The sequence below is a fragment of the Enterobacter sp. WCHEn045836 genome (assembly GCF_003965585.1).
GTDB classification, from domain to species: Bacteria; Pseudomonadota; Gammaproteobacteria; order Enterobacterales; family Enterobacteriaceae; genus Enterobacter; species Enterobacter dissolvens.
In genome coordinates this window covers 281,397-305,393 of the sequence record NZ_RXPT01000002.1, presented here as the reverse complement: position 1 = coordinate 305,393, position 23,997 = coordinate 281,397, and the positions used below count along the sequence as shown (strand labels likewise).

Annotated in this window: 22 protein-coding genes; 8 read left to right on the top strand and 14 right to left on the bottom strand. The window is 57.1% G+C overall.

The window, feature by feature from the left end:
• The first annotated feature begins 32 nt into the window (after positions 1 to 32).
• Positions 33 to 1,508 (top strand): TrkH family potassium uptake protein, encoded by a 1,476-nt coding sequence (locus EKN38_RS03855; protein WP_014833275.1) that lies wholly within the window; start codon positions 33 to 35, stop codon positions 1,506 to 1,508.
• Between the two features lie 30 nt (positions 1,509 to 1,538).
• On the opposite strand, the gene ftsP is transcribed toward EKN38_RS03855, so the two are convergent.
• The 4 genes from ftsP to EKN38_RS03835 all read right to left on the bottom strand — a co-directional run bounded on the left by ftsP (position 1,539) and on the right by EKN38_RS03835 (position 6,691).
• Positions 1,539 to 2,951, bottom strand: a complete 1,413-nt coding sequence (ftsP, locus tag EKN38_RS03850) for a cell division protein FtsP (RefSeq protein WP_014833276.1) — start codon at positions 2,949 to 2,951, stop codon at positions 1,539 to 1,541.
• Between the two features lie 59 nt (positions 2,952 to 3,010).
• Positions 3,011 to 3,748 (bottom strand): 1-acylglycerol-3-phosphate O-acyltransferase, encoded by a 738-nt coding sequence (gene plsC / locus EKN38_RS03845; RefSeq protein ID WP_013098722.1) that lies wholly within the window; start codon positions 3,746 to 3,748, stop codon positions 3,011 to 3,013.
• Between the two features lie 164 nt (positions 3,749 to 3,912).
• Positions 3,913 to 6,171, bottom strand: a complete 2,259-nt coding sequence (gene parC, locus EKN38_RS03840; protein WP_014833277.1) for a DNA topoisomerase IV subunit A — start codon at positions 6,169 to 6,171, stop codon at positions 3,913 to 3,915.
• Between the two features lie 118 nt (positions 6,172 to 6,289).
• A complete protein-coding gene (locus tag EKN38_RS03835; protein WP_014833278.1) occupies positions 6,290 to 6,691 on the bottom strand; it encodes a YgiW/YdeI family stress tolerance OB fold protein in 402 nt (133 codons plus the stop codon).
• A 139-nt stretch (positions 6,692 to 6,830) separates the two neighbouring features.
• On the opposite strand from EKN38_RS03835, the gene qseB reads away from it, so the two are divergent.
• From qseB to lysM, 5 genes are all read left to right on the top strand, one after another.
• A complete protein-coding gene (qseB, locus tag EKN38_RS03830; RefSeq protein WP_014833279.1) occupies positions 6,831 to 7,490 on the top strand; it encodes a quorum sensing response regulator transcription factor QseB in 660 nt (219 codons plus the stop codon).
• The gene (qseC, locus tag EKN38_RS03825; RefSeq protein WP_014833280.1) at positions 7,487 to 8,824 is read left to right on the top strand and encodes a quorum sensing histidine kinase QseC; all 1,338 of its coding nucleotides are present in this window, start codon (positions 7,487 to 7,489) and stop codon (positions 8,822 to 8,824) included. The genes qseB and qseC overlap by 4 nt, the downstream gene beginning before the upstream one ends.
• Before the next feature lie 105 nt (positions 8,825 to 8,929).
• Positions 8,930 to 9,511, top strand: a complete 582-nt coding sequence (locus EKN38_RS03820) for an NAD(P)H-dependent oxidoreductase (RefSeq protein WP_014833281.1) — start codon at positions 8,930 to 8,932, stop codon at positions 9,509 to 9,511.
• Positions 9,512 to 9,541: 30 nt separating this feature from the next.
• Positions 9,542 to 9,856, top strand: a complete 315-nt coding sequence (locus tag EKN38_RS03815; protein ID WP_014833282.1) for a putative quinol monooxygenase — start codon at positions 9,542 to 9,544, stop codon at positions 9,854 to 9,856.
• Between the two features lie 142 nt (positions 9,857 to 9,998).
• The gene (gene lysM / locus EKN38_RS03810; RefSeq protein WP_046888649.1) at positions 9,999 to 10,439 is read left to right on the top strand and encodes a peptidoglycan-binding protein LysM; all 441 of its coding nucleotides are present in this window, start codon (positions 9,999 to 10,001) and stop codon (positions 10,437 to 10,439) included.
• Positions 10,440 to 10,505: 66 nt separating this feature from the next.
• Here lysM and EKN38_RS03805 read toward each other — a convergent pair whose 3' ends face one another.
• The 5 genes from EKN38_RS03805 to EKN38_RS03785 are packed head-to-tail and all read right to left on the bottom strand — an operon-like array spanning position 10,506 to position 15,179.
• Positions 10,506 to 11,393: a MurR/RpiR family transcriptional regulator gene (locus EKN38_RS03805; RefSeq protein ID WP_014833284.1), complete on the bottom strand. Its 888-nt coding sequence runs from the start codon at positions 11,391 to 11,393 to the stop codon at positions 10,506 to 10,508.
• A complete protein-coding gene (locus tag EKN38_RS03800; protein ID WP_014833285.1) occupies positions 11,390 to 12,340 on the bottom strand; it encodes an iron-siderophore ABC transporter substrate-binding protein in 951 nt (316 codons plus the stop codon). Before EKN38_RS03800 ends, EKN38_RS03805 begins: the two co-directional genes overlap by 4 nt.
• A 9-nt stretch (positions 12,341 to 12,349) precedes the next feature.
• The gene (locus EKN38_RS03795; RefSeq protein WP_126521647.1) at positions 12,350 to 13,390 is read right to left on the bottom strand and encodes an iron ABC transporter permease; all 1,041 of its coding nucleotides are present in this window, start codon (positions 13,388 to 13,390) and stop codon (positions 12,350 to 12,352) included.
• Complete coding sequence (locus EKN38_RS03790) at positions 13,387 to 14,370, bottom strand: FecCD family ABC transporter permease (RefSeq protein WP_014833287.1); 984 nt, start codon at positions 14,368 to 14,370, stop codon at positions 13,387 to 13,389. Before EKN38_RS03790 ends, EKN38_RS03795 begins: the two co-directional genes overlap by 4 nt.
• Positions 14,367 to 15,179 (bottom strand): ABC transporter ATP-binding protein, encoded by an 813-nt coding sequence (locus EKN38_RS03785; protein ID WP_126521645.1) that lies wholly within the window; start codon positions 15,177 to 15,179, stop codon positions 14,367 to 14,369. The genes EKN38_RS03790 and EKN38_RS03785 overlap by 4 nt, the downstream gene beginning before the upstream one ends.
• A 384-nt stretch (positions 15,180 to 15,563) precedes the next feature.
• Between EKN38_RS03785 and EKN38_RS03780 the strand changes: the two genes are divergently transcribed.
• Positions 15,564 to 17,705: a TonB-dependent siderophore receptor gene (locus EKN38_RS03780; protein ID WP_014833289.1), complete on the top strand. Its 2,142-nt coding sequence runs from the start codon at positions 15,564 to 15,566 to the stop codon at positions 17,703 to 17,705.
• 59 nt (positions 17,706 to 17,764) lie between these two features.
• On the opposite strand, the gene parE is transcribed toward EKN38_RS03780, so the two are convergent.
• Genes parE through nudF form a run of 5 tightly spaced genes read right to left on the bottom strand, consistent with a single transcriptional unit; the run spans position 17,765 to position 22,173 of the window.
• Positions 17,765 to 19,657, bottom strand: coding sequence for a DNA topoisomerase IV subunit B (gene parE, locus EKN38_RS03775; RefSeq protein WP_014833290.1), 1,893 nt, complete (start codon positions 19,655 to 19,657; stop codon positions 17,765 to 17,767).
• Between the two features lie 28 nt (positions 19,658 to 19,685).
• Positions 19,686 to 20,267, bottom strand: coding sequence for an esterase YqiA (gene yqiA / locus EKN38_RS03770; protein ID WP_014833291.1), 582 nt, complete (start codon positions 20,265 to 20,267; stop codon positions 19,686 to 19,688).
• On the bottom strand, positions 20,267 to 21,094 hold the full coding sequence (cpdA, locus tag EKN38_RS03765) for a 3',5'-cyclic-AMP phosphodiesterase (protein ID WP_014833292.1): 828 nt from the start codon (positions 21,092 to 21,094) through the stop codon (positions 20,267 to 20,269). Before cpdA ends, yqiA begins: the two co-directional genes overlap by 1 nt.
• 27 nt (positions 21,095 to 21,121) lie before the next feature.
• A complete protein-coding gene (locus tag EKN38_RS03760) occupies positions 21,122 to 21,544 on the bottom strand; it encodes a DUF1249 family protein (RefSeq protein ID WP_014833293.1) in 423 nt (140 codons plus the stop codon).
• Complete coding sequence (gene nudF, locus EKN38_RS03755; RefSeq protein WP_014833294.1) at positions 21,541 to 22,173, bottom strand: ADP-ribose diphosphatase; 633 nt, start codon at positions 22,171 to 22,173, stop codon at positions 21,541 to 21,543. Before nudF ends, EKN38_RS03760 begins: the two co-directional genes overlap by 4 nt.
• 203 nt (positions 22,174 to 22,376) lie before the next feature.
• Here nudF and tolC point away from each other — a divergent pair, with 203 nt between their 5' ends.
• Positions 22,377 to 23,855, top strand: coding sequence for an outer membrane channel protein TolC (gene tolC / locus EKN38_RS03750; RefSeq protein ID WP_014833295.1), 1,479 nt, complete (start codon positions 22,377 to 22,379; stop codon positions 23,853 to 23,855).
• The last annotated feature ends 142 nt before the right edge of the window (positions 23,856 to 23,997 follow it).

The window sequence follows — 23,997 nt, the reverse complement described above, 5'->3', positions numbered from 1 at the left end:
CCCGGAAAGGTGTTCTGGCGCGGAGTGCTTTTGTGAAGTTCAACGATTCGTTACATGTCTCCCAGCTGCGGGTTGTGCTTCACCTCTGCGGGTTTCTGGTCCTGCTGTACAGCCTGTCGATGTTACCGCCGATGGTTATCGCGCTGCTGAATAAAGAGCGAACCTACTTTGCCTTTTTGACCACCTTTTTAACCTTTTTCACCCTCGGCGGACTGACCTGGCGGGCAACCCGTCACGCCGGTATACAGCTGCGCACCCGCGACGGCTTCGTGATTATCGTCCTGTTCTGGCTGCTGTTCTCATTCATTAGCGCCATGCCGCTCTGGATGGATGATGGTCTGCAACTCTCCTTCGCTGATGCACTTTTTGAAGGCGTTTCCGGGATCACCACCACGGGCGCAACGGTGATTGGCGACGTCAGCGCCCTGCCCAAATCGTATCTGTATTATCGCGCGCAGCTCAATTTCATCGGCGGGCTGGGCGTCATCGTGCTGGCCGTCGCGGTCCTGCCGCTGTTGGGCATCGGGGGTATGAAGCTGTACCAGTCAGAGATGCCCGGGCCGTTTAAGGAGGAGCGTCTGACGCCCCGGCTTGCCGATACCGCACGCACGCTGTGGGTCACCTATCTGGCGCTGGGCATCACCTGCACGCTGGCATACTGGCTGGCGGGAATGCCCTTCTTTGATGCCGTTTGTCACGGGCTCTCCACCGTCTCCCTGGGCGGCTTTTCAACCCGCAGTGAGAGCATCGGTTTTTATGACAGCCACGCGATTGAGCTTGTCGCCGGGGTGTTTTCGTTGCTCTCGGCGTTCAACTTTACGCTCTGGTATATCGCCCTTGTCAGACGCACCCTGAAGCCGATTCGCCGCAGCCCGGAGGTGAGATTCTTTCTGAGCGCCGCCGCGGTGATTATCGTCATCACCGCCTGGCAGGTCTGGCACGCGGGGATGTACAACGCCACCGATAGTCTGGTGCATGCGTTCTTTCTTGCCAGCTCAATGATGACCGATAACGGCCTTTCAACGGCCGATTATGCCCACTGGCCAGCCCACACCATTTTCCTGCTGTTGAGCGCCAGTTTCTTTGGCGGCTGCGTGGGATCAACCTGCGGTGGGATCAAGGCCCTGCGTTTTCTGATGATGTTCAAACAGAGCATACAGGAGATGAATCAACTGGCGCATCCGCGGGCGCTGTTGAGCATCAAGGTTGGCAACAGCGTGGTGAATGAGCGCGTCCTGCGTTCGGTATGGAGCTTCTTCTTTCTTTACGTGATGATCACGGGCTTTTTCGTCTGGGCACTCAATCTGATGGGCTATGACCTGTTTACATCATTCGCGACGGTTGCAGCCTGTATCAACAACATGGGGCTGGGTTTTGGCGAAACGGCATCAACCTTCGGGACGTTAAAGGAAGAGGCCAAACTGTTGATGTGTGCGGCGATGATCTTAGGACGTCTGGAAATTTATCCGGTGCTGATCCTGTTCTCGCGCTTTTTCTGGCGGGCATAACGCATTCCCGGCAAGCCGGGAATGGTGTGCTTACGGTGCAGGGTTAACCAGCATCTGCCCCACGGAGCCTCTGTCCATCATCTCCAGCGTCTGGCTGTGGAACAGGAACGGGAAGTGCGGCCACGAAGGTTGACCATAGTAGACGAGCAGTTCGACCTGACCATCCACCCAGACGGTGTCCTTCCAGCCCCTGTCTTCCGGGAACGGCATCGCGCCGTTCACGTTGCGGATCAGGAATGACACCCCTTCAATGTGGAACGACTGCGGCATGTCGGCGCGAACGGTCCAGCGCTCCCAGGTGCCCTGCTGCGCGGTAATGTCGATACGGTTGACATCCCACAGCGCGCCATTGATCCCCGGATCGTCGCCGAGGCTGATATCACGGCTGCGCACCGGCGAACCGCTCATGATCTCCTGCGGCAGCAGGCGCATGGGCAGGCTGTCGGTCACCAGCGGCAGCAGACCGGTTGGGCGCAGGGTCAGCACCAGCGTGGAGACCAGAATGCTCGACGGCTCAAAGAAGCCGCGGATGCGATCCACAATGCTCGCCGCTTCGCCGCAGGTCACAGAGACTTCATCACCGTTGGTCATATCCACGAGGATTTCACGCCGTTCACCCGGCGCAAGCGCCAGCTGTTTCACCGATACCGGCGCGGGTAAAAAGCCCTGATCGCCTGAAATCACGTGCAGCGCCCGGCCATCACTCATCTGCAGCTGATAGCGGCGCGAGTTAGAGGCGTTGAGCAGGCGCAGACGCACCCAACCGCGTGAGACTTCGACATACGGGCTCTGCGCGCCGTTGACCAGCAGCGTGTCACCAACAAAGCCACCGCTGCCCGGCTCGCTGTATTCCGGCGTGCCAAAGTTATCCAGACGCTTGTCCTGGATAATGACCGGGAAATCATCCACACCGTAGTGGTTGGGTATGGGCAGGGATTTACTGACCTCGTCTTCCACCAGCCACATCCCGGCCAGGCCGTTATAAACCTGCTGGGCAGTGCGATTAGGGGTGTTGGCGTGATACCACAGCGTCGCCGCGCTCTGACGGATCGGCAGCACGGGAGCCCAGTCGGCGTTAGGCGACATCATGCGCGCAGCACCGCCAATTAACGGGCCCGGAACCTGCAATCCGCTGATGGTCATGGCGACGTTTTCAGAGGTGCGGTTACTGTAGATCAGCTTAACGTCATCGCCATTCCACACACGAATGGTCGGCCCAAGGTAGCGCCCGTTAATGCCCCAGACTGGCGCACGGGTTCCCTGGGTAAACGACCAGTGGCTTCGCTGTAGCGTCAGGAATAGCGGCTGCCCGCGACGGGATTCAATCAACGGCGGAATGGGCAGCGGCTGTTGCTGCCCGGCGGCGCTGGCTGTCAGCGGCATCGCACCCGCACAAAGGGCGATCCCCGAAGCCTGAATAAACTGACGCCGACTGAGTGACATATAAGCTCCATCTGAAACGACTAACAACGCGGGAATTCGTTTTCCCTTTTAACGCCGGATTAGATCTTCCCGGCGGCTTCTCTCTCTGCGACTTCTTTGTCGAGCTGAGCAATATGCTGAACCATCAGTTCACGGCAGTGCGCTGCCAGCTCACGCACCTGATCTTTACCGTATTTACTGGTATCGACCGGCGGCAGCATCTCGACAATCACCAGCCCGTTGTTCAGGCGGTTAAGATTAATCTTATTCGATGTATTGGAAACACACACGGGAATAATTGGAACGCCCGCCGCAATTGCAGCATGAAACGCACCGGTTTTAAACGGCAGCAGGCCGCGACCGCGGCTGCGCGTCCCTTCCGGGAACATCCAGATAGAGATGCGGCGCTTTTTGAAATGATTCACCACTTCCGCAATGGTGCCGTGCGCTTTTGCGCGGTTATTACGGTCAATCAGCAGGTTACCCGTCAGCCAGTAAAGCTGGCCGAAAAAGGGGATCCACAGCAGGCTCTTTTTACCCACCGTCACGGTTGGCGGCAGAACGATGTTAGAGGCGGTCACCATATCGTAGTTATTTTGATGGTTTGCGATATAGATGGCGTTACCGAAATTCTCCGCCCCTTCCGGCAGACGCTTTTCAACCTTCAGGCCAAACAGCGGCGCAAGACGACCAAACATGTGGCCGAAGGTGGCGACATGCTTCGGGTTACGTGGGCTGAACAGGCAATAGATGCAGCCGAAAACACAGACCAGAATGCAGTAGATAACGGTAAGAATAAGACGAACAATGTATAGCATAGCGACCTCTGAAGCCCTGACAGCTGACAATTATACTTCACCTGTGGCCAGGTAAGGACTTTATTACGAGCGCGTATTGTTAATCGCAACGCACGAATTAACAACGATTTTACGGGAAATTTTATTGGATATCCCCCTCCGGAACAGAGGGGGATCGAAACGCGTTACTCTTCGCTGTCGCCCGCGGTGCTGCGCTCAGGAGAATCGATCTCCACGCGGTCGATACGCTGCAGGCCGCGCATCAGCGAACCGCGGCGTCCGCGCTCGCCCACCACCTTCTGCAACTCTTCCGGACGCAGCTTGATTTTACGCTTGCCGACATGAATGGTCAGCGTGCTCTGCGGCGGCAGAATGAAGAGATGCGCCAGGCCATCTTCACCTTTCGCGGCTTCCGCCGACGGGATGTTGATGATCTTGTTGCCCTTCCCTTTCGACAACTCCGGCAGGTCGCTGACCGGGAACATCAGCATACGGCCCGCGGATGTGATCGCCAGCAACATGTCGCTCTCGTTCTCCACCACCAGCGGCGGCATAACGTGCGCGTTATCCGGCAGGCTGATCATGGCTTTACCGGCACGGTTGCGTGACACGAGGTCGTTAAAGGTACAGATAAAGCCGTAACCTGCATCAGAGGCCAACAGCAGTTTCTGGTCATCGGCTTCCATCAGCATGTGGTCAACCGTCGCCCCCGGCGGCAGCGTCAGCTTGCCGGTCAGCGGTTCGCCCTGACCGCGTGCGGAAGGCAGCGTGATGGGGTCGATGGCGTAACTGCGGCCCGTGGAGTCGATAAACGCCACTGGCTGGTTGCTCTTGCCTTTCACGGCCGCCTTGAAGCTGTCGCCCGCTTTGTAGCTCAGCCCCGGCGCGTCGATATCATGGCCTTTGGCGCTACGCACCCAGCCGCTCTGCGACAGGACAATGGTGACCGGCTCTGAAGGCTGCATGTCATGCTCGTTCATTGCCTTCGCTTCTTCGCGTTCATGCAGCGGAGAGCGGCGGTCGTCGCCGAAGGCATCGGCATCGGCCTGCAACTCTTTCTTCAGCAGGGTGTTCATCTTGCGTTCGGACGCGAGGATCGCCTGCAGCTGATCGCGCTCTTTTTCCAGCTCGTTCTGCTCACCGCGGATCTTCATCTCTTCCAGCTTAGCGAGATGGCGCAGCTTCAGTTCGAGGATCGCTTCAGCCTGGGTTTCACTGATACCAAAGCGCGACATTAACGCGGGCTTCGGCTCGTCCTCGGTACGGATGATCTCAATGACTTCATCGATATTGAGGAACGCGACCAGTAAACCTTCGAGGATATGCAGGCGCTTAAGCACTTTCTCCAGACGGTGGTTCAGACGGCGGCGCACCGTATCGCGACGGAAAGTCAGCCATTCGGAGAGGATCTCCAGCAGGTTTTTCACCGCCGGGCGCCCGTCCAGACCGATCATGTTCAGGTTGATGCGGTAGCTTTTTTCCAGGTCGGTGGTGGCGAACAGGTGGTTCATCACCTGCTCCATGTCCACGCGGTTAGAGCGCGGCACAATCACCAGTCGGGTCGGGTTTTCGTGGTCGGATTCATCGCGCAGGTCGTCCACCATCGGCAGCTTTTTATTGCGCATCTGGGAGGCGATCTGCTCCAGCACCTTGGCACCAGAGACCTGATGCGGCAGGGCGGTAATCACCACGGCGCCGTCCTCTTTGGTCCACACCGCACGCATGCGCACGGAGCCACGGCCGTTCTGGTAGATTTTACGAATTTCCGCACGCGAGGTGATGATCTCCGCTTCGGTCGGGAAGTCCGGTCCCTGCACGATATCCAGCAGCTCATCCACCGAGGTTTTCGGCTGTTCAATCAGGGTAATAGCGGCTTTCGCCACTTCACGCAGGTTGTGCGGCGGGATGTCCGTCGCCATACCGACTGCGATACCGGTGGTACCGTTCAGCAGGATATTCGGCAGACGCGCAGGCAGCATTTTCGGCTCCTGCAGCGTGCCGTCGAAGTTTGGCACCCAGTCCACCGTCCCCTGGCCGAGTTCGCCCAGCAGCACTTCGGCATATTTAGACAGGCGGGATTCGGTATAACGCATCGCCGCGAAGGATTTCGGATCGTCCGGTGCCCCCCAGTTCCCCTGACCGTCCACCAGCGGGTAACGATAAGAGAACGGCTGGGCCATCAGCACCATCGCTTCATAGCAGGCGCTGTCGCCGTGCGGATGGTATTTACCCAGTACGTCACCGACGGTACGGGCGGATTTCTTGAACTTGGCGGTGGCGTTCAGCCCCAGCTCGGACATCGCATAGACGATGCGGCGCTGGACGGGCTTGAGGCCATCACCGATAAACGGCAATGCCCTGTCCATGATGACGTACATGGAGTAGTTCAGGTAGGCGTTTTCCGTGAATTCATGTAGCGCGAGGCGCTCTGCCATATCGCTCATTACGTGTGATTCCTCAACTCAGAAACCGATGGGTTTCAGGCAATATTGCCGCAGATACTACCCTATCTGGCGAGTTGAGTCACAAAGAAAAAGGGCCGGATAAGCGGCCCTTTTTGCGTTATTTATTTAGCTTGATAACCTGCTTCACGTCGATTTCAAACTCATTCCAGTCTTTATCGACCTTACCCTGGAGCTCGACTTTATCCTGCGGAGTCACGGTTACGCCGTTCCAGCGTTTGTGGTCAATCTCTACCACCACCGTTCCGGTGTCATCGCGGAAGGTGTAGCGGTCATCGGACAGGCGTTCGGTGATGTTCCCGCGCAGCTTCACCCAGGCGTCGTCTTTCAGGTCTTTCACTTTAGCGGCCGTGGTCAGGTTAGCGTTGTTATCGACAAAGCCGCCCTGCTGGGTTTGCGTCTGAGCAGGTGTGGCCGATGGGCCCGTAAAACCGCCCTGAGCAGCGAAGACCGGTGCGGTGGTCATCATCATGATAGCAGCCATTGCAGCGAATTTTTTCATATTCATATCTCCCTTTAATGTGGTGTCGCAGTCCATTAAACAGGGTAATCCTTAACAACTTCTTAAGGGGAAAATTTATTTATTTTTACTGTACAGCAGGCGGACCCAGAGGGTTTACTGACGGCATCAAGGAGGGGATATGCGCATTTTACTGGTAGAAGACGACAAGCTGATTGGCGATGGTATCAAAGCAGGCTTGAGCAAAATGGGCTTCAGCGTGGACTGGTTCACCGATGGAAAAACCGGTCAGGCGGCGCTCTGTTCTGCCCCTTACGATGCGGTGGTGCTTGACCTGACGCTACCGGAGATCGACGGTCTGGCGATCCTGCGCGCCTGGCGCGAAAACGGGCGTAGCGAGCCGGTGCTGATCCTGACCGCGCGGGATGCGCTGAATCAGCGCGTTGAGGGGTTACGTCTGGGGGCCGATGATTATCTCTGCAAGCCCTTCGCGCTGATCGAAGTGGCTGCCCGCCTTGAGGCGCTGGTGCGTCGCAGCCACGGTCAGACGCGCAGCGAGTTGCGTCACGGCAAGGTCACCCTCGACCCGACGAGCCTTGTCGCCACGCTGGAGGGGGAAACGCTGACGCTCAAGCCCAAAGAGTTTGCCCTGCTGGAACTCCTGATGCGCAATGCGGGCCGCGTTCTGCCGCGTAAAGCGATCGAAGAGAAGCTCTATACATGGGACGACGACGTCTCCAGTAATGCCGTGGAAGTTCACGTCCATCATCTGCGGCGTAAGCTGGGCAGTGAGTTTATCCGCACCGTTCATGGCATCGGTTATACCCTGGGTGACGCATGAAACTGAGCCTGAAACTCCGTCTGACGCTTCTTTTCCTGCTGCTGTCGCTGACGGCCTGGTTTGCCGCAAGCCTTGTCGCCTGGCAGCAGACGACCCACACGCTCGATAAGCTGTTTGATACCCAGCAGATGCTGTTTGCCAAACGGCTGCTGACGATGGATCTGGATGAGATCCGCGCTCCGGAGCGGATGCGCGAGATGCCAAAAAAAGTGAAGCATGGTCGCCTGGATGACGATGCTCTGGCCTTCGCCATTTACGCCACCGACGGCACGATGATCCTCAATGACGGGGAAAACGGGCGCGACATCCCGTATCACTATCGCCGCGACGGGTTTGATGACGGCAGGCTCAAAGACGACAACGATGAATGGCGTTTCGTCTGGCTGACCTCGCCAGACGGGAAGTACCGCGTGGTGGTTGGTCAGGAGTGGGAATACCGCCAGGAGATGGCGCTGGACGTGGTCAGCTCGCAGCTGACGCCGTGGCTGGTGGCGCTGCCGGTGATGCTGCTGTTGCTTATGGTCCTGCTGAGCCGGGAGCTTAAGCCATTGAAAAAACTGGCGCAGACGTTGCGCCTGCGCTCACCGGATGCCACCGACACCCTGCCGACGCAGGGCGTGCCATCAGAAGTGCGTCCCCTGCTTGACTCACTGAACCATCTCTTTACCCGAACTCAGGAGATGATGACCCGCGAGCGCCGCTTTACCTCTGATGCCGCCCATGAGTTGCGCAGCCCGCTGGCGGCACTGAAGGTACAAACCGACGTGGCGCAACTCTCTCTGGACGATCCGCAGGCGCAGGAAAAAGCGCTCTCGCAACTCCACGCGGGGATCGACCGGGCATCACGGCTGGTGGATCAGCTCCTCACGCTCTCACGTCTGGATTCTCTGGAAAACCTCGACGATGTCGAACCAATAATGATGGCCGATTTACTGCAGTCGGCGGTTCTGGATATCTGGCATCCGGCGCAGCAGGCGGGCATCGACGTTCGCCTGAACATCAACGCCCCGCAGGCTGAACGTACGGGTCAGCCGCTGCTGTTGAGCCTGCTGGTGCGTAACCTGCTGGATAACGCCGTGCGTTACAGCCCACACGGCAGTGTGGTAGACGTCACGCTGGAGGCCCGCGGCTTCACCGTACGCGACAACGGGCCGGGGATCGCCCCCGAGGCGCTGGCCCGGATCGGCGAGCGTTTTTATCGCCCACCCGGTCAGGATGCCACGGGCAGCGGGCTGGGGTTATCGATTGTGAAACGCATTGCTGCGCTGCACGGTATGCGCGTTTCACTGGAGAATGCCGCTGAAGGCGGCGTTGACGTGAAGGTGTGCTGGTAAGGAATTATTGCATTTAACGCAAAAGACTTTGCACATTTTGCTCATTTTACCGCATCGCCCTCGCGCGTAGAATACTCGCCATACTCTCATCGACGAGGACAAATAATGAGCAACATTCTGATTATCAACGGCGCGAAAGAATTCGCCCACTCTAAAGGCCAGTTGAATGACACCCTGACCGAGGTCGCGGACGGCTTCCTGCGCGACGCCGGGCATGATGTTAAGGTTGTGCGCGCAGACAGCCATTACGACGTAAAAGCGGAAGTACAGAACTTCCTGTGGGCTGATGTGGTTATCTGGCAGATGCCTGGCTGGTGGATGGGCGCACCGTGGACCGTGAAAAAATATATGGACGACGTGTTCACTGAGGGCCACGGTTCACTGTATGCCAGCGACGGCCGTACCCGTTCAGACGCGTCTAAAAAATATGGCTCAGGCGGCCTGATTCAGGGTAAGAAATATATGCTCTCCCTGACCTGGAACGCCCCTCTGGAAGCATTCACCGAAAAAGATCAGTTCTTTGAAGGCGTGGGTGTCGACGGCGCGTACCTGCCTTTCCACAAGGCTAATCAGTTCCTGGGCATGGACCCGCTACCGACCTTCATCGTCAACGACGTGATTAAAATGCCGGACGTCCCGCGCTATATCGCAGAATATCGCAAGCATCTGGCTGAAATTTTTGCTTAACTGGTAGCCTGGAATTAGAAGGAGTTAATTATGCTTACCGTTATTGCTGAAATCCGTACGCGTCCTGGCCAACATCACCGCCAGGCGGTGCTGGATCAGTTCGCGAAAATTATCCCAACCGTACTGAAAGAAGAAGGCTGCCACGGCTATGCGCCGATGGTTGACGCCGCAACCAGCGCCAGCTTCCAGGCCACCGCCCCGGACTCGATCATCATGGTTGAGCAGTGGGAAACCGTGGCGCATCTTGAAGCCCACCTGCAGACCGCACATATGAAAGCGTGGAGCGACGCGGTGAAAGGTGACGTGCTGGAGACCCACATCCGTATTCTGGAGCAAGGGGTTTAAGTCTCCCCCTCACCTCGCCCTCTCCAGCGAAGAGAGGGAGAACAGATCCAGCCCGGCAGGCGCTAGCGCTCCGGGCTTTTTTTATCACCTTAAAACCCAACTGCTATGCTTATTCTGACTTCATGATTAACAGGAGGATGGAATGGGTCTTTTTAACTTCGTAAAAGAAGCAGGCGAAAAGCTGTGGGATAACCTGACCGATCATAAAGGTCAAAGCGACAAAATCACCGAGCACCTCAAGAAACTCAACCTTCCCGGCGCGGATAAAGTTCAGGTTAACGTCACCGATGGCAAAGCCAGCGTCACGGGTGACGGACTGACGCAGGAGCAGAAAGAAAAAATTCAGGTCGCCGTCGGCAATATTGCTGGCGTCAGCGAGGTGGAAAACAATATCACCGCCACCGATGCCAAAGATGAAGCCACCTACTACACGGTCAAATCAGGCGATACCCTGAGCGCCATCTCAAAAACCGTGTACGGTGATGCCAACCAGTACAACAAGATTTTTGAGGCGAACCGCCCAATGCTCTCCAGCCCGGACAAAATTTATCCCGGCCAGACGCTGCGTATTCCTAAGGCGTAACCCACAAGTCGGGGGGATGCCCCCGACTTTTTACCTGCACAGCTTCCCGCTCTACGCCAAAAAACGTCAGCCGCTCTTTTTGCCGGGCTTTAACCCTCGATGAAACTCGTTGATGCGCTTCATGGATTTGATGGTGCGCTGCGGCTCGGTGGAGGCAACGGACAAGATAATCATCTCCAGACACAGCAGCACCGTTCCGTGCAGCGGAATTTTGCCTTTTTCTCCACCACGCGGAACGTGGATCACCACACTGGCCTCTTTGCTGAAACGCGAATCGAGGGCATTGGTCAGCAAAATAGTCGGGATCCCCAAACGTTTGGCTTCCCGCAGCGTGGTTTGCCCTTCCCGGTGTGCAGATTTTTGCGCCATCATCACCAGCACATCGCCGCGCTGGAGCGCAATCAGCTGTTCGGCAAGGCCTATCCCGGTGCGATTGAGCGGCATGGCGGGTAACCCCATCCGGCTGAACAATCTGGCGGTGTAGTCGGCCAGAATGCCGGAGGCGCCAATCCCAAAGATAGCGACCTGTCTGGCCTGGGCCAGCAATGACACCGCCTGCGCCATCGCATAGCGGTTGTGCGGTTGCGACAAAACCTCGCAGGTGTGCTGATGCCCTTCAAGCACAAAATCGATGCTCGCGTTAACATCACTGGTGAGCGTATTTACCGTCGAGGAGATCTTTTCGCTCGAGGTGACCACCGGACCAAACCACTGCTCCAGCGTCTGCTTCAGATCGCGCAGCCCGGCAAAGCCCAGCGCCTGGATCGCGCGCACCACGGTGGCGTCCGAGGTTTTAAGCAGCGTGGCGATTTCCATTGCCGTCTGCTCCATCACCGCTTCCCGGTTCTCGTTGATGTAGCGTGCCACCTGCTGCAGGCGTGGCGTTAACTGATGCCCCCGTGAGCGGAGGCGCTCGCCGTAAACATCGACCCGCGCTTTGTCTTTACGGATCACTGTGATGCCTCCGGCAGCGGTCGTCCGGCAATCTGCGACTGCACCTGCGCAACCATCAGCCCTAAAGAGGCGAAGGAATTCGAAATGGCCTCTTCACGTGAAATCAGCACATAGTGCCCGGTCCGGCAGGCATTGAGGAACTGGCACCAGCCCGGCATCACCGCCTCCATCGCCGCCAGCTCGTCCTGCGGTTTGCCCCCGGTGTCTCCGCGCCAGGTGGCAAAGACAAAATCGGCGTCCAGCTCCGGCAGACGTTCGGCGCTGACGTCAATCCGTCCCCCTTCCGGGATGCTCTCAATCAGCGGCGGGAAGGTAAAGCCGGCATCACGCAGCACGCGACCTAAAGAGTGGTAGCTGTGCATGGCGTTGATTTTTCCCTGGTTGGCCTGAATCACCGACACGGTGATTTTGCGCGTATCGATGGTCGCCTTCAGCGCCCTGATTTGTTCCTGATAGCGGCGTTCCAGTATTTTCAGCCGCGCCTGCGTACCGGTGAGCTGCGCCAGCTTGCGGTAGATCTCCGGCGCACCGCCATCGAGATGGTCTATACTCACCGTCGGGGCTATCTTCTCCAGCTGTTCCACCGGCGTGTTGCGGGTGGGTTCAGTGATGATCAGATCGGGTTTGGCGGCGGCAATGGCTTCAATGTCGATATCCGCCGTGCCGATAAATTTGATACTGGAATTATCAAAATCGATGCCCGTCAGCATGCCGCTGGCGCGCAGAAAATGGCTGCCATCCGGGCGCGTGCGGCCATGGCTGGCGACGGGCGGTACGCCAAGCTCTATCAGCGGAATGGTGATATCCAGATCATGCAGCGAGACGATCCGCTTCGGATGAAGCGGCACCACCACCTTGCGTCCCAGATCGTCAGTGAACGTCTGCGTCGGCTCCGCCGCACTTACCGCAAACCCAACCAGCAACAGCATCGAAAAAAGTACGCGCATCATAATCCTCTAAAATCTGTCCCGACGCTGCCAGAGCAGCAGCAGGAAAAACGGTCCGCCAATCAGTGAAATCACAATCCCCGCCGGCAACTGCAGCGGCAGGAATGCCAGACGCCCGACGCTATCGGCCAGCAGCACCAGTAGCGCGCCCAGCACGGCACTGCCCGTCAGCAACGCGGTTTGTCCACCGCGCAGCACCAGACGCGCCATATGCGGCGCAATCAGCCCCACAAAACCAATACTGCCCACGCAGGAGACGCAGGCCGCCGTTAACACTACCGGAGCCAGAACGCGCAGCAGCGCTAATCGTGAGGTGCGAACCCCAAGCCCCGTCGCGGTATGGTTACCCAGCAATGCCACGTCAGCCGCGCGGGCAGTAAAGAGCAGCAGCGCAAACGCAGGGGCAGCCCAGGCTGCGGCGATACCGAGCAGCGTCCAGTTTGCCGCATGCAGGCTCCCCGCCAGCCACAGCATCGCCGTCTGCACATCGCGTACATCGGCGGTGGTCATAAAGATCCCCATTGCCGCAGAGAAGGCCCATGACACGCCAATCCCAATAAGAATAAAACGTGGACGCGAGATATCGCGGGCCAGTGCCACCACCAGCAGCGCGGTAATGAGCCCACCGGCCATCCCGAACAGCGGACGCCAGGCCAGACCCAACGCAGGAAACTGAAAAATCAGCAGCAGCACCGCCGCGCTGCAGCCCTCTTTCACGCCGATCAGCCCCGGATCGGCCAGGCCATTGCGGGTGATGGACTGCATCGCCGCCCCCGCCATGCCCAGCATCGCGCCGCTTAAGACCGCCATCAGCAGCCGTGGCAGGCGAATATCCATCACGATATAGCGCGCATTCGCCTCCAGGCCTGGCTCAGTGAGCAGCGCGCGTCCGATAGCGGAAGCGGGTATGGGAAGCGAACCGTGCGTCAGGCCAAACCCCAGCAGGAGAACGCTCACAAGGACGATAAGCGCAACGCATGCCATAGCCCCCGGGCGCACCAGCCTGGAAAAGGGCCCGACACGCCATGCGCGAAGTCCGGCCCGGTTCATTTGAACATCCTCGACGCCATCAGGATAAAGAGAGGGGCGCCCACCAGCGCGGTCACAATCCCGGTGGCCAGCTCATACGGCATAAACAGCGTACGGGCCGCGATATCCGCCAGCAGCAAAACCAACGCCCCGCACAGGGCGGAAAGCGGCACCATCACACGTAAGTCCACCGACACCAGACGGCGGATCAGCTGTGGCACGACCAGGCCAATAAAACCAATCGGCCCGGCAATGGAGACGGCTGCGCCGCAAAGCAGCGCAATCGCCAGCAGGGCCAAAAGGCGGGTTTTCAACAGCGACACGCCCAGCCCCTGCGCCATCCGGTCACCCAGGGCCAGCATATTAAGCGAAGGCGACAACCAGAGCGCCAGAGCGAACCCCACCGCGGCAACCCAGGATGCGCTATGGATGGTCTGCACGTTGAGCCCGGCCAAATCCCCCGCCAGCCAGGTGCGCATGGCAAGCAGCGTCTGTTCGTCCAGAATCAGCACCGTGGCGGTAATCGACGAGGCAAACGCCGACATCGCCACGCCGCATAAGGTGATTTTCATCGGCGTGAGTCCGGTACGCCCTGAGGAGGAGAACGTCAGCACCAGCAAAAACAGCGCGGCAGCACCAACAGCGGCAATCAGCGGGCGGCCAAACGGCAAGGTAAACCCGAGCGCGCTGGTCAGCACCACAGCCAGCGCCGCCCCCGCATTCAGCCCCAGAATATGCGGCTCGCCCAGCGGGTTACGAATAACCGACTGTAACAACACGCCCGCCACGCCGAGTGCGGCCCCGGTGGCCATGGCGGCAGCCAGCCGTATCAGGCGTAATCTGACAATCACGTTATGATCGAAATTACGCGGGTCGAAATGAAGCAAGGCCTGCACCACCGTCTGGGGAGCAATGACACGCGCACCAACACCCAGGTGGGCAATCGCGCCCATCATCAGCAGCAAGGCAAACAGCAGGAAAGCCAGTGACGTTCGGATCATGATTTTTCTGCGACCTGGCGAAACGGCATAAAGAACGGCTTACCGGTCAGCGGATTAACCGACATATGGACGTCGACATCAAACACCGCTTTGATGAGCTCCGGCGTGCAGACATCACCTTCGTGCAGCACGCCCTGCACTTTCCCCTGGCGTAAGAAGACCAGCGAGTCACCGTAGTTTACGGCGAAGTTGAGATCGTGAAGCACCACCACTACCGTACGACCATGCTGGCGGGTCAGGGTATGCAGCAACTCGAGGATTTCTACCTGATAGCGAAGATCGAGAAAGGTTGTCGGTTCATCCAGCAGGATATACGGCGTTTGCTGCGCCAGGGCCATGGCGATCCAGCAGCGCTGACGCTGGCCGCCGGAGAGGCTTTCGACGGGCAAATGTGCAAACTCTACCGTACCGGTCAGGTGCAGGGCCTCATCAACGGCCTGCTCGTCCTCGTCGCTCCACTGGCGCATAAAATTTTGCCAGGGAAAACGGCCGCGTGAAACCAGTTCAAATACGGTCAGTCCTTCCGGCAGCAGCGGAGATTGCGGCAGGATACCGAGCTGCCGGGCGTCCGCTTTGGTCGGTTGCTCGTGAATGGCTTTGCCATCGAGCAGCGCGGCGCCGCCAAGCGGCTGCAACAGACGCGCAAGGGTGCTCAGCAGTGTGGATTTTCCACAGCCGTTCGCCCCCACCAGCACGGTCATTTTCTGCCGGGGGATTGCAAGGGAGATATCATCGACGATGATTTTTTTCTGATAGCCCGCGGAGAGGTTCTCCAGAACCAACCCCGGCTTATGCGTGTTGTGCGCCACGTGAATGCCAACTTAATAAAAAATCTAACAAATAAAAATAAAACTCATTCTCTTTTGAGAGTTTGCCGCTGCACCATGTAGTAGTCAAGGGGATAAATACCCTGGTAAAGCCAGGGTTAAATAACAGGTACTACAGCAACAACGTTGTTTTTAACATCATTATTTTCATCACGTTATCCACCTCCTTTTCGCATCAGAACGGGCACCTTCAGGCTGTAGCCGATTTTTGCTTTTTTCCATTTACTACTACATTCCTGCATGATTGAATGATTCTCAATTACATGTTCGATGCCACACGGTTAACGAGCAGACAATTAAGGGCAATGACTCACACATTCTTCCGCGCCCCTTCATGCGTGGGATATTTTTGGGAAAACAGATGTAATGGCTACGTTCACACATTGTCTCTCTGGGGTAAAAGGGCGCGCGCTCTTTTCACTGCTGTTTATGGCACCGCTGGTGCAGGCAGCCGACACCACAACGGCTAAAGACGGCGAAACGCTGACCGTCACCGCCGATCCTAATGCCGTGGCCGAGGCCACAAACGGCTATCAGCCGCTGAACACCTCCACCGCCACGCTAACCAATATGCCGATGCTGGATATTCCGCAGGTGGTGAATACCGTCAGTGATAAAGTGCTGGAAGATCAGCACGCAACTTCACTTGATGAAGCGCTTTATAACGTCAGCAACGTGGTGCAGACCAACACCCTGGGCGGTACGCAGGATGCGTTTGTACGCCGGGGTTTTGGCGCGAACCGCGACGGGTCAATAATGACCAACGGCCTGCGCACCGTGCTGCCGCGCAGCTTTAATGCCGCGACCGGGCGCGTGGAAGTGCTGAAAGGCCCGGCCTCAACGCTGTATGGCATTCTCGATCCTGGCGGCCTGATCAATGTGGTTACCAAACGCCCGGAAACCACCTTCGGCGGCTCGATATCTGCCACCTCCTCCAGCTTTGGCGGCGGCACCGGGCAGGTTGATGTCACCGGCCCGATTGACGGCACACGACTGGCGTATCGCCTGACGGGCGAGTATCAGGACGAAGATTACTGGCGTAATTTTGGCAACGAGCGCAGCACCTTTATCGCCCCGTCGCTGACCTGGTTTGGGGATGATGCCACCGTGACCGTGCTCTATTCGCATCGCGACTATAAGACGCCGTTCGATCGCGGAACCATCTTCGATCTCAACACCAAACAGCCGGTAAACGTGGATCGTAAAACCCGCTTTGACGAGCCGTTTAACGTTACTGATGGTCAGTCCGATCTGGCGCAGCTGAACGCGGAATACCGTCTTAACAGCCAATGGACCGCGAAGTTTGACTACAGTTTCAGCCAGGATAAATACAGCGATAACCAGGCGCGCGTGATGGCCTATGACGCCAAAACGGGTAACCTGACCCGTCGCGTGGATGCAACTCAGGGATCGACTCAGCGCATGCACAGCACGCGTGCGGATCTGCAGGGGAACGTGGATATCGCGGGCTTTTACAATGAGATCCTGACCGGCGTGTCGTATGAGAATTACGATCTGCTGCGTACGGACATGATGCGCTGTAAGAACGTTAAAGACTTCAATATCTACCATCCTACCTACGGCAAGCTCGGCAAATGTACCACCGTCTCCGCCGCTGACAGCGACCAGACGCTCAAGCAGGAAAGCTACTCCGCCTACGCCCAGGACGCCCTGTACCTCACCGATAAATGGATTGCCGTTGCCGGGCTGCGCTATCAGTATTACACCCAGTATGCAGGCAAGGGTCGCCCGTTCAATGTGAATACCGACAGCCGCGACGAACAGTGGACACCGAAGCTGGGGCTGGTCTACAAGCTCACGCCATCCGTCTCGCTGTTTGCTAACTATTCCCAGACGTTTATGCCGCAATCGTCCATTGCGAGCTACATTGGTGACCTGCCGCCGGAAACGTCAAATGCTTACGAAGTGGGGGCTAAATTTGACCTGTTCGATGGCATTACCGCCAACATCGCGCTGTTTGATATTCACAAGCGCAACGTGCTGTACAACGAAAGCGTGGGCGGTGAAACCATCGCTAAAACCGCTGGCCGCGTACGCTCGCAGGGTGTGGAGGTGGATCTTGCCGGGTCACTGACTGAGAATACCAATATTATCGCCAGTTACGGTTACACCGATGCGAAAGTGCTGGAAGATCCAGACTATGCGGGTAAGCCCCTGCCGAACGTGCCGCGTCATACCGGTTCCCTGTTCCTGACTTACGACATTCATAACGTGATCGGCGGCAATACCCTGACCCTTGGCGGCGGTGGGCACGGCGTGAGCCGTCGTTCAGCGACCAACGGTGCGGATTATTATTTGCCGGGTTACTTTGTTGCCGATGCCTTTGCAGCCTACAAAATGAAGCTGCAGTATCCGGTGACGCTGCAGGTGAACGTGAAGAACCTGTTTGATAAAACCTACTATACCTCGTCCATTGCGACCAATAACCTGGGCAACCAGATTGGCGATCCGCGCGAAGTGCAGTTTACGGTGAAGATGGAGTTTTGATATAAAAAAGCCCGGTGGCGCTAGCGCTTACCGGGCCTACGATCGCTATGGCTGAGGCATCAGGCCTCAATATCCGCCATATCGCCTTTCTCCTGCAGCCAGTTGCGTCGGTCTTCCGAGCGTTTTTTGGCCAGCAGCATATCCATCATGGCGTTGGTTTGCTGCTCGTCTTCATCGCTGATAGTCAGCTGAACCAGACGACGGGTGTTAGGATCCAGCGTGGTTTCGCGCAGCTGCATTGGGTTCATCTCGCCCAGTCCTTTAAAGCGCTGAACGTTTGGTTTGCCCTTCTTGCGCTTGAGCTGTTCCAGCACGCCCGCTTTCTCTTCTTCCGTCAGCGCGTAGTACACCTCTTTGCCGAGGTCGATACGGTAAAGTGGCGGCAGCGCGACGTAGACGTGACCGTTTTTCACCAGCGTGCGGAAGTGCTTCACGAACAGAGCGCACAGCAGCGTGGCGATGTGCAGACCATCGGAGTCCGCATCCGCGAGGATACAGATCTTGCCGTAACGCAGCTGGCTGAGATCGTCGCTGTCCGGATCGATGCCGATCGCCACAGAGATATCATGCACTTCCTGCGAGGCCAGCACTTCATCAGACGAGACTTCCCAGGTATTCAGGATCTTACCTTTAAGCGGCATGATCGCCTGGTATTCACGGTCGCGCGCCTGCTTGGCCGAGCCCCCTGCCGAGTCCCCTTCCACCAGGAACAGCTCGGTGCGGTTGAGGTCCTGCGCCGTGCAGTCTGCCAGCTTGCCCGGCAACGCAGGGCCGCTGGTCAGCTTTTTACGCACCACTTTCTTCGCCGCTCGCAGACGACGCTGCGCGCTGGAGATCGCCATTTCCGCCAGCATCTCTGCGGCCTGAACGTTCTGGTTCAGCCACAGGGTAAAGGCATCTTTGACCACACCGGAAACGAAGGCCGCGCACTGACGTGAGGAGAGACGTTCTTTGGTTTGCCCGGCAAACTGCGGATCCTGCATCTTCACGGACAGTACGTAGGCACAGCGATCCCAGATATCTTCCGCAGACAGCTTCACGCCGCGCGGCAGAATGTTGCGGTATTCGCAGAATTCACGCATCGCATCCAGCAGACCCTGACGCAGTCCGTTGACGTGCGTACCGCCGAGCATGGTCGGGATCAGGTTGACGTAACTTTCGGTCAGCAGCTCCCCGCCTTCCGGCAGCCACAGCAACGCCCAGTCCACCGCTTCGGTATCGCCTGTGAAATTACCGACGAACGGTTTTTCTGGCAGGGTCGGCAGGCCGTTTACCGCTTCGCACAGATAGTCGTTAAGACCATCTTCATAGCGCCAGGTCTGCTCGGTATTGTTGACGTTATCTTTAAACGTGATTTCCACGCCAGGGCACAGCACCGCTTTGGCTTTCAGCAGGTGCGTCAGGCGAGAAACAGAGAAACGTGGGCTGTCGAAGAAGCTTTCGTCAGGCCAGAAGTGGACGCTGGTACCGGTGTTGCGTTTACCGCACGTGCCGACAACTTGCAGATCCTGCACCTTCTCGCCGTTTTCAAACGCGATGTTATACACCTGGCCGTCGCGGCGAACGTTCACTTCCACGCGCTTAGACAGGGCGTTAACCACGGAGATCCCCACGCCGTGCAAACCACCGGAGAACTGGTAGTTCTTGTTGGAGAACTTACCGCCCGCATGCAGTCGGCAGAGGATCAGCTCAACGGCCGGTACGCCCTCTTCCGGATGGATATCCACCGGCATGCCGCGACCGTCGTCGATAACTTCCAGCGACTGATCGGCATGCAGGATAACGTCGACGCGTTTGGCATGGCCTGCCAGCGCTTCGTCGACACTGTTATCAATCACTTCCTGGCCCAGATGGTTTGGGCGCGTCGTATCGGTGTACATCCCCGGGCGGCGGCGAACCGGCTCAAGCCCGGTGAGTACCTCAATGGCATCAGCGTTATAGGTTTGCGTCATGATTTAAACTAGCAATTCGCATTGATTGTCAGAGGCTGTGCAGTCCAAGAAAATCGACAATCTGGGTGAAATGATCCTCAAAGCCCGTGAAAGCATGGTTTCCGCCCTCTTCTATAGTCTGGCGGCAGGATGCGTAATACGCCACTGCCTGGCGGTAATCCAGCACTTCATCACCCGTTTGTTGCAGCAGCCAGATCAGATCCGGTGCTTCAAGCGGGTCGACCTGCATAACTTTGAGATCGTAAATATGGCGTGACTCTAGCACATATTGTTGGCCGGTGTAGGGGTTCTCGTTTTCGCCAAGAAAGTCCCGCAGCAGCTCAAACGGCCGAACCGCCGGGTTAACTACAACGGCGGGCAGCATAAAGCATTGCGAGAGCCATGTGGCGTAATACCCTCCCAGCGAGGAGCCCACCACGCCAAAAGATTCGCCGCCGTGTTCCAGAACAATGGATTCCAGCATCTCCGCCGCCTCTGCCGGATAAGGCGGCAGCTGCGGGATAATCATCTCAACGTGCGGATGATGCTCGCTCAGCCACTGGCGTAACTGTGTCGCTTTTGCGGAGCGCGGCGAGCTGTTGAACCCATGCAGGTAGAGGAGCGTAGACATCAATAGCCTTCTGAAGCGGTATCGGGGCGAAATTGCGTGCCTGCCAGACGGCAGACTTCGGTGGTCAGCGTACCATCGGCATGCAGTTCCAGCCAGCGCCAGCCCGGTGCAATGGTATCCAGGGTAAAGTTAGCGCAGTGCGGCTTAAACTGAACGCAGGTGGACGGCGTTGCCAGCAGACGGCGACCGTTCCAGTCGAGATCCTGTTCCTGATGAATGTGTCCGCACAGCAGATTCTTCACGCGCGGGAATTTCACCAGCACGCTATCCAGGGCGGCAGAGTTACGCAGACTGTGTTGATCAAGCCAACTACAGCCCGCCGGCAGTGGATGATGATGAAGCAACAGCAGCGTATGACGCGCCGGTTCGGCAGCCAGTTTGGTCTCCAGCCAGTCGAGCTGAAACTCGCTTAACTCACCGTGCGGGACGCCAAACACCTGGCTGTCGAGGAGCAGGATCTGCCACTGGTCCCCCGCCAACACACACTTCGCCGGAGAGATCCCCGCTTCCAGGAGAGAGCTGTACATTGCAGGCTGGAAGTCATGATTGCCCGGAAGCCAGACGCACGGCACGCTAAAGCTCGCGATGCCTTCAGCAAAATGCTGGTAGGCCGCGGAGGATTGATCCTGCGCCAGATCGCCCGTTGCGACAATCAGATCGCAGGCACGATTTTCAGCGTGAATCGCGCTAAGTACAGCCTGATAACTCTCCCAGGTGTTCACCCCCAGCAGAGTTTCATGCTTTTCGGCAAAAAGGTGAGTATCGGTGATTTGTAATATCCTGACTGGTGCCCCACCAGCAACAGTCAGGTTCAACAGGCTTTCCAAATGGTGTCCTTAGGTAGGTTTATGACGCTAACAAACCGGAATCGCCATTGCTCCATGTGCTAAACAATATCTTAGCCAGTCGGCTAAAAACTGGTTAATTTGATGCTTTTCGTCGCGTTGATGCAACTTTTTATTCGGGTAATCATACCGCGCTTTAAACCGAAAGATCTGCTGACTTGAACACACTTCAGCGACCATCGCGTCGTGATAGAGCCGCACTGTCATGGACGGCAGGCTCCAGTAGCTAATGCTGGGGGCCGTTTGTTCAATCTCCACCAGCGTAGTGTAGCGCGTTGATTCTGTTATCGTTAACCGATACTGCGCGTTGCTCACCTGATAGCTTACCGTTTCGCCGGGTGCGTCATTTTTCGGCAGCAGGCGGCGCAATTGTGCGAAATTGGTTTCGCACAGGCGCATCATTTCTGGGAAGTCAGGTGTATAACGCTTCATTTTTTCCACTCGTTTCGTAATGTCTGATAATGCAGTTGCAGCCATTGCAGGGCGATGACAGACGCTGCGTTGTCGATTTTCCCCTCTTCTACCCACTGGTAAGCCTGCTCCCGACTTACCACATGAACCCGAATATCTTCGTTTTCATCTGCCAGACCGTGGATCCCTTCCGCCGTCGTGGCGTCCACTTCGCCCACCATAATGGACAAGCGCTCGCTGGTGCCTCCCGGACTGGCCAGATAGCTCAGCACCGGTTTTGTGCGGCCGACAACCAGCCCGGCTTCTTCCAGCGCTTCGCGACGGGCGACGTCTTCAACCGACTCGCCCTCTTCGATCATCCCGGCTACCATCTCCAGCAACCACGGGCTTTCACTGACGTCATAAGCGGCAATACGAATCTGCTCAACCAGCACAACTTCATCGCGCACTGGGTCAAAGGGTAGCAAGACTGCGGCATGCCCGCGCTCAAAAATTTCTCGCTTAATTTCGCCGCTCATTTCACCGTTAAACAGGCGATGCCTGAAACGGTAAAGTTCCATTGAAAAAAAACCGCTATATAGTGTTTCTCGTGCAATAATTTCTACATCGTTTTTGGCGAATGTCACGGGCAACTTATCTGGTTTTTGCATGAGTCGAGTCCTGGTAGCAATGGTGATGAAATGATGAATTTCAAGGCTGTTTGGCTGCCGTTTGTAAGGCTATATGGTAGATTGGTGCAAATTACCGCCAGATGGCACGTTACGCCAACCTTTTGGTGTGGATGATTCTGTTAGAATCGGCAATTATTTTTAATTAGATCAGCGCTAATACTGCTTCACAACAAGGAATGCAAATGAAGAAATTGCTCCCCATCCTTATCGGCCTGAGCCTGACGGGCTTCAGTGCAATGAGCCAGGCGGAAAACCTGTTACAGGTCTACCAGCAGGCACGTCTGGGCAACCCTGATTTACGTAAATCAGCGGCCGATCGTGATGCTGCGTTTGAAAAGATTAACGAAGCGCGTAGCCCACTGCTGCCGCAGTTAGGTTTAGGTGCAGATTATACCTACAGCAACGGTTTCCGCGACGCTAACGGCGTTAACTCCAATGCTACCAGCGCCTCACTGCAATTGACACAGACGCTGTTTGATATGTCCAAATGGCGCGCCCTGACCCTGCAGGAAAAGAGCGCGGGTATCCAGGATGTGACTTATCAGACCGACCAGCAAACGCTGATCCTGAACACGGCGACCGCGTACTTCAACGTCCTGAGCGCGATTGACTCGCTCTCCTATACTGAAGCGCAGAAACAGGCGATTTACCGCCAGTTAGATCAAACCACCCAGCGTTTCAACGTGGGTCTGGTGGCGATCACTGACGTGCAGAACGCCCGTTCACAGTACGACAGCGTGCTGGCCAACGAAGTGACCGCGCGTAACAACCTCGACAACGCGCTGGAATCCCTGCGTCAGGTCACCGGCAATTACTACCCGGAACTGGCTTCCCTGAACGTGGACAGCTTCAAGACCGATAAGCCACAGGCGGTGAACGCCCTGCTGAAAGAAGCGGAAAACCGCAACCTGACCTTACTGCAGGCGCGTCTGAGCCAGGACCTGGCTCGCGAGCAGATTCGTCAGGCGCAGGATGGCCACCTGCCAACCCTGAGCCTGAGCGCCTCTACTGGCGTGTCTGATACCCGCTACAACGGTTCTAAAACCAACACTGCCCAGTATGACGACAGCAACCAGGGCCAGAACAAAGTCGGTCTGAGCTTCTCTCTGCCGCTGTATCAGGGTGGGATGGTGAATTCTCAGGTGAAACAGGCGCAGTACAACTTTGTTGGCGCAAGCGAGCAGCTGGAAAGCGCACACCGCAACGTGGTGCAGACCGTGCGTTCGTCGTTCAACAACGTGAACGCCTCTATCAGCAGCATCAACGCGTATAAACAAGCCGTTGTGTCCGCCCAAAGCTCACTGGATGCAATGGAAGCCGGTTACTCCGTCGGTACCCGTACCATTGTTGACGTGCTGGACGCGACCACCACGCTGTATAACGCCAAACAGCAGCTCTCCAGCGCACGTTACCAGTACCTGATTAACCAGCTGAACATTAAGCAGGCGCTGGGTACGCTGAACGAGCAGGATCTGCAGGCGCTGAACAGCGCACTGGGCAAGCCAGTCTCAACGTCGCCGGACAGCGTTGCACCGGAGAACCCGGAGCAGGTTGCTGCGGTTGATAACTTCAACGCTGACAGCAGCGCGCCTGCTGCACAGCCAGCCGCTGCGCGTACCACGACGTCCACCAGCAAAGGCAATAATCCGTTCCGTAACTAAGCGTGTCATCAGGCCCACTGCGGCCTGATGCCCTCATCCCGGTCCTCTCCCACAGGGAGAGGACGCATCTGAATCACATCCGAACGTAAGCCAACGTAAAGATCCCCCTGATTCCGCCCCTCTTCGCTTCATTTTCAACCAC

Excerpts from the sequence above, each read along its gene's own strand:
- ftsP (WP_014833276.1), bottom strand. The coding sequence starts at position 2,951 with ATGTCACTCAGTCGGCGTCAGTTTATTCAGGCTTCGGGGATCGCCCTT.
- plsC (WP_013098722.1), bottom strand. The coding sequence starts at position 3,748 with ATGCTATACATTGTTCGTCTTATTCTTACCGTTATCTACTGCATTCTG.
- parC (WP_014833277.1), bottom strand. The coding sequence starts at position 6,171 with ATGAGCGATATGGCAGAGCGCCTCGCGCTACATGAATTCACGGAAAAC.
- EKN38_RS03835 (WP_014833278.1), bottom strand. The coding sequence starts at position 6,691 with ATGAAAAAATTCGCTGCAATGGCTGCTATCATGATGATGACCACCGCA.
- qseB (WP_014833279.1), top strand. The coding sequence starts at position 6,831 with ATGCGCATTTTACTGGTAGAAGACGACAAGCTGATTGGCGATGGTATC.
- qseC (WP_014833280.1), top strand. The coding sequence starts at position 7,487 with ATGAAACTGAGCCTGAAACTCCGTCTGACGCTTCTTTTCCTGCTGCTG.
- EKN38_RS03820 (WP_014833281.1), top strand. The coding sequence starts at position 8,930 with ATGAGCAACATTCTGATTATCAACGGCGCGAAAGAATTCGCCCACTCT.
- EKN38_RS03815 (WP_014833282.1), top strand. The coding sequence starts at position 9,542 with ATGCTTACCGTTATTGCTGAAATCCGTACGCGTCCTGGCCAACATCAC.
- lysM (WP_046888649.1), top strand. The coding sequence starts at position 9,999 with ATGGGTCTTTTTAACTTCGTAAAAGAAGCAGGCGAAAAGCTGTGGGAT.
- EKN38_RS03800 (WP_014833285.1), bottom strand. The coding sequence starts at position 12,340 with ATGCGCGTACTTTTTTCGATGCTGTTGCTGGTTGGGTTTGCGGTAAGT.
- EKN38_RS03795 (WP_126521647.1), bottom strand. The coding sequence starts at position 13,390 with ATGAACCGGGCCGGACTTCGCGCATGGCGTGTCGGGCCCTTTTCCAGG.
- EKN38_RS03790 (WP_014833287.1), bottom strand. The coding sequence starts at position 14,370 with ATGATCCGAACGTCACTGGCTTTCCTGCTGTTTGCCTTGCTGCTGATG.
- EKN38_RS03780 (WP_014833289.1), top strand. The coding sequence starts at position 15,564 with ATGGCTACGTTCACACATTGTCTCTCTGGGGTAAAAGGGCGCGCGCTC.
- parE (WP_014833290.1), bottom strand. The coding sequence starts at position 19,657 with ATGACGCAAACCTATAACGCTGATGCCATTGAGGTACTCACCGGGCTT.
- yqiA (WP_014833291.1), bottom strand. The coding sequence starts at position 20,267 with ATGTCTACGCTCCTCTACCTGCATGGGTTCAACAGCTCGCCGCGCTCC.
- EKN38_RS03760 (WP_014833293.1), bottom strand. The coding sequence starts at position 21,544 with ATGAAGCGTTATACACCTGACTTCCCAGAAATGATGCGCCTGTGCGAA.
- nudF (WP_014833294.1), bottom strand. The coding sequence starts at position 22,173 with ATGCAAAAACCAGATAAGTTGCCCGTGACATTCGCCAAAAACGATGTA.
- tolC (WP_014833295.1), top strand. The coding sequence starts at position 22,377 with ATGAAGAAATTGCTCCCCATCCTTATCGGCCTGAGCCTGACGGGCTTC.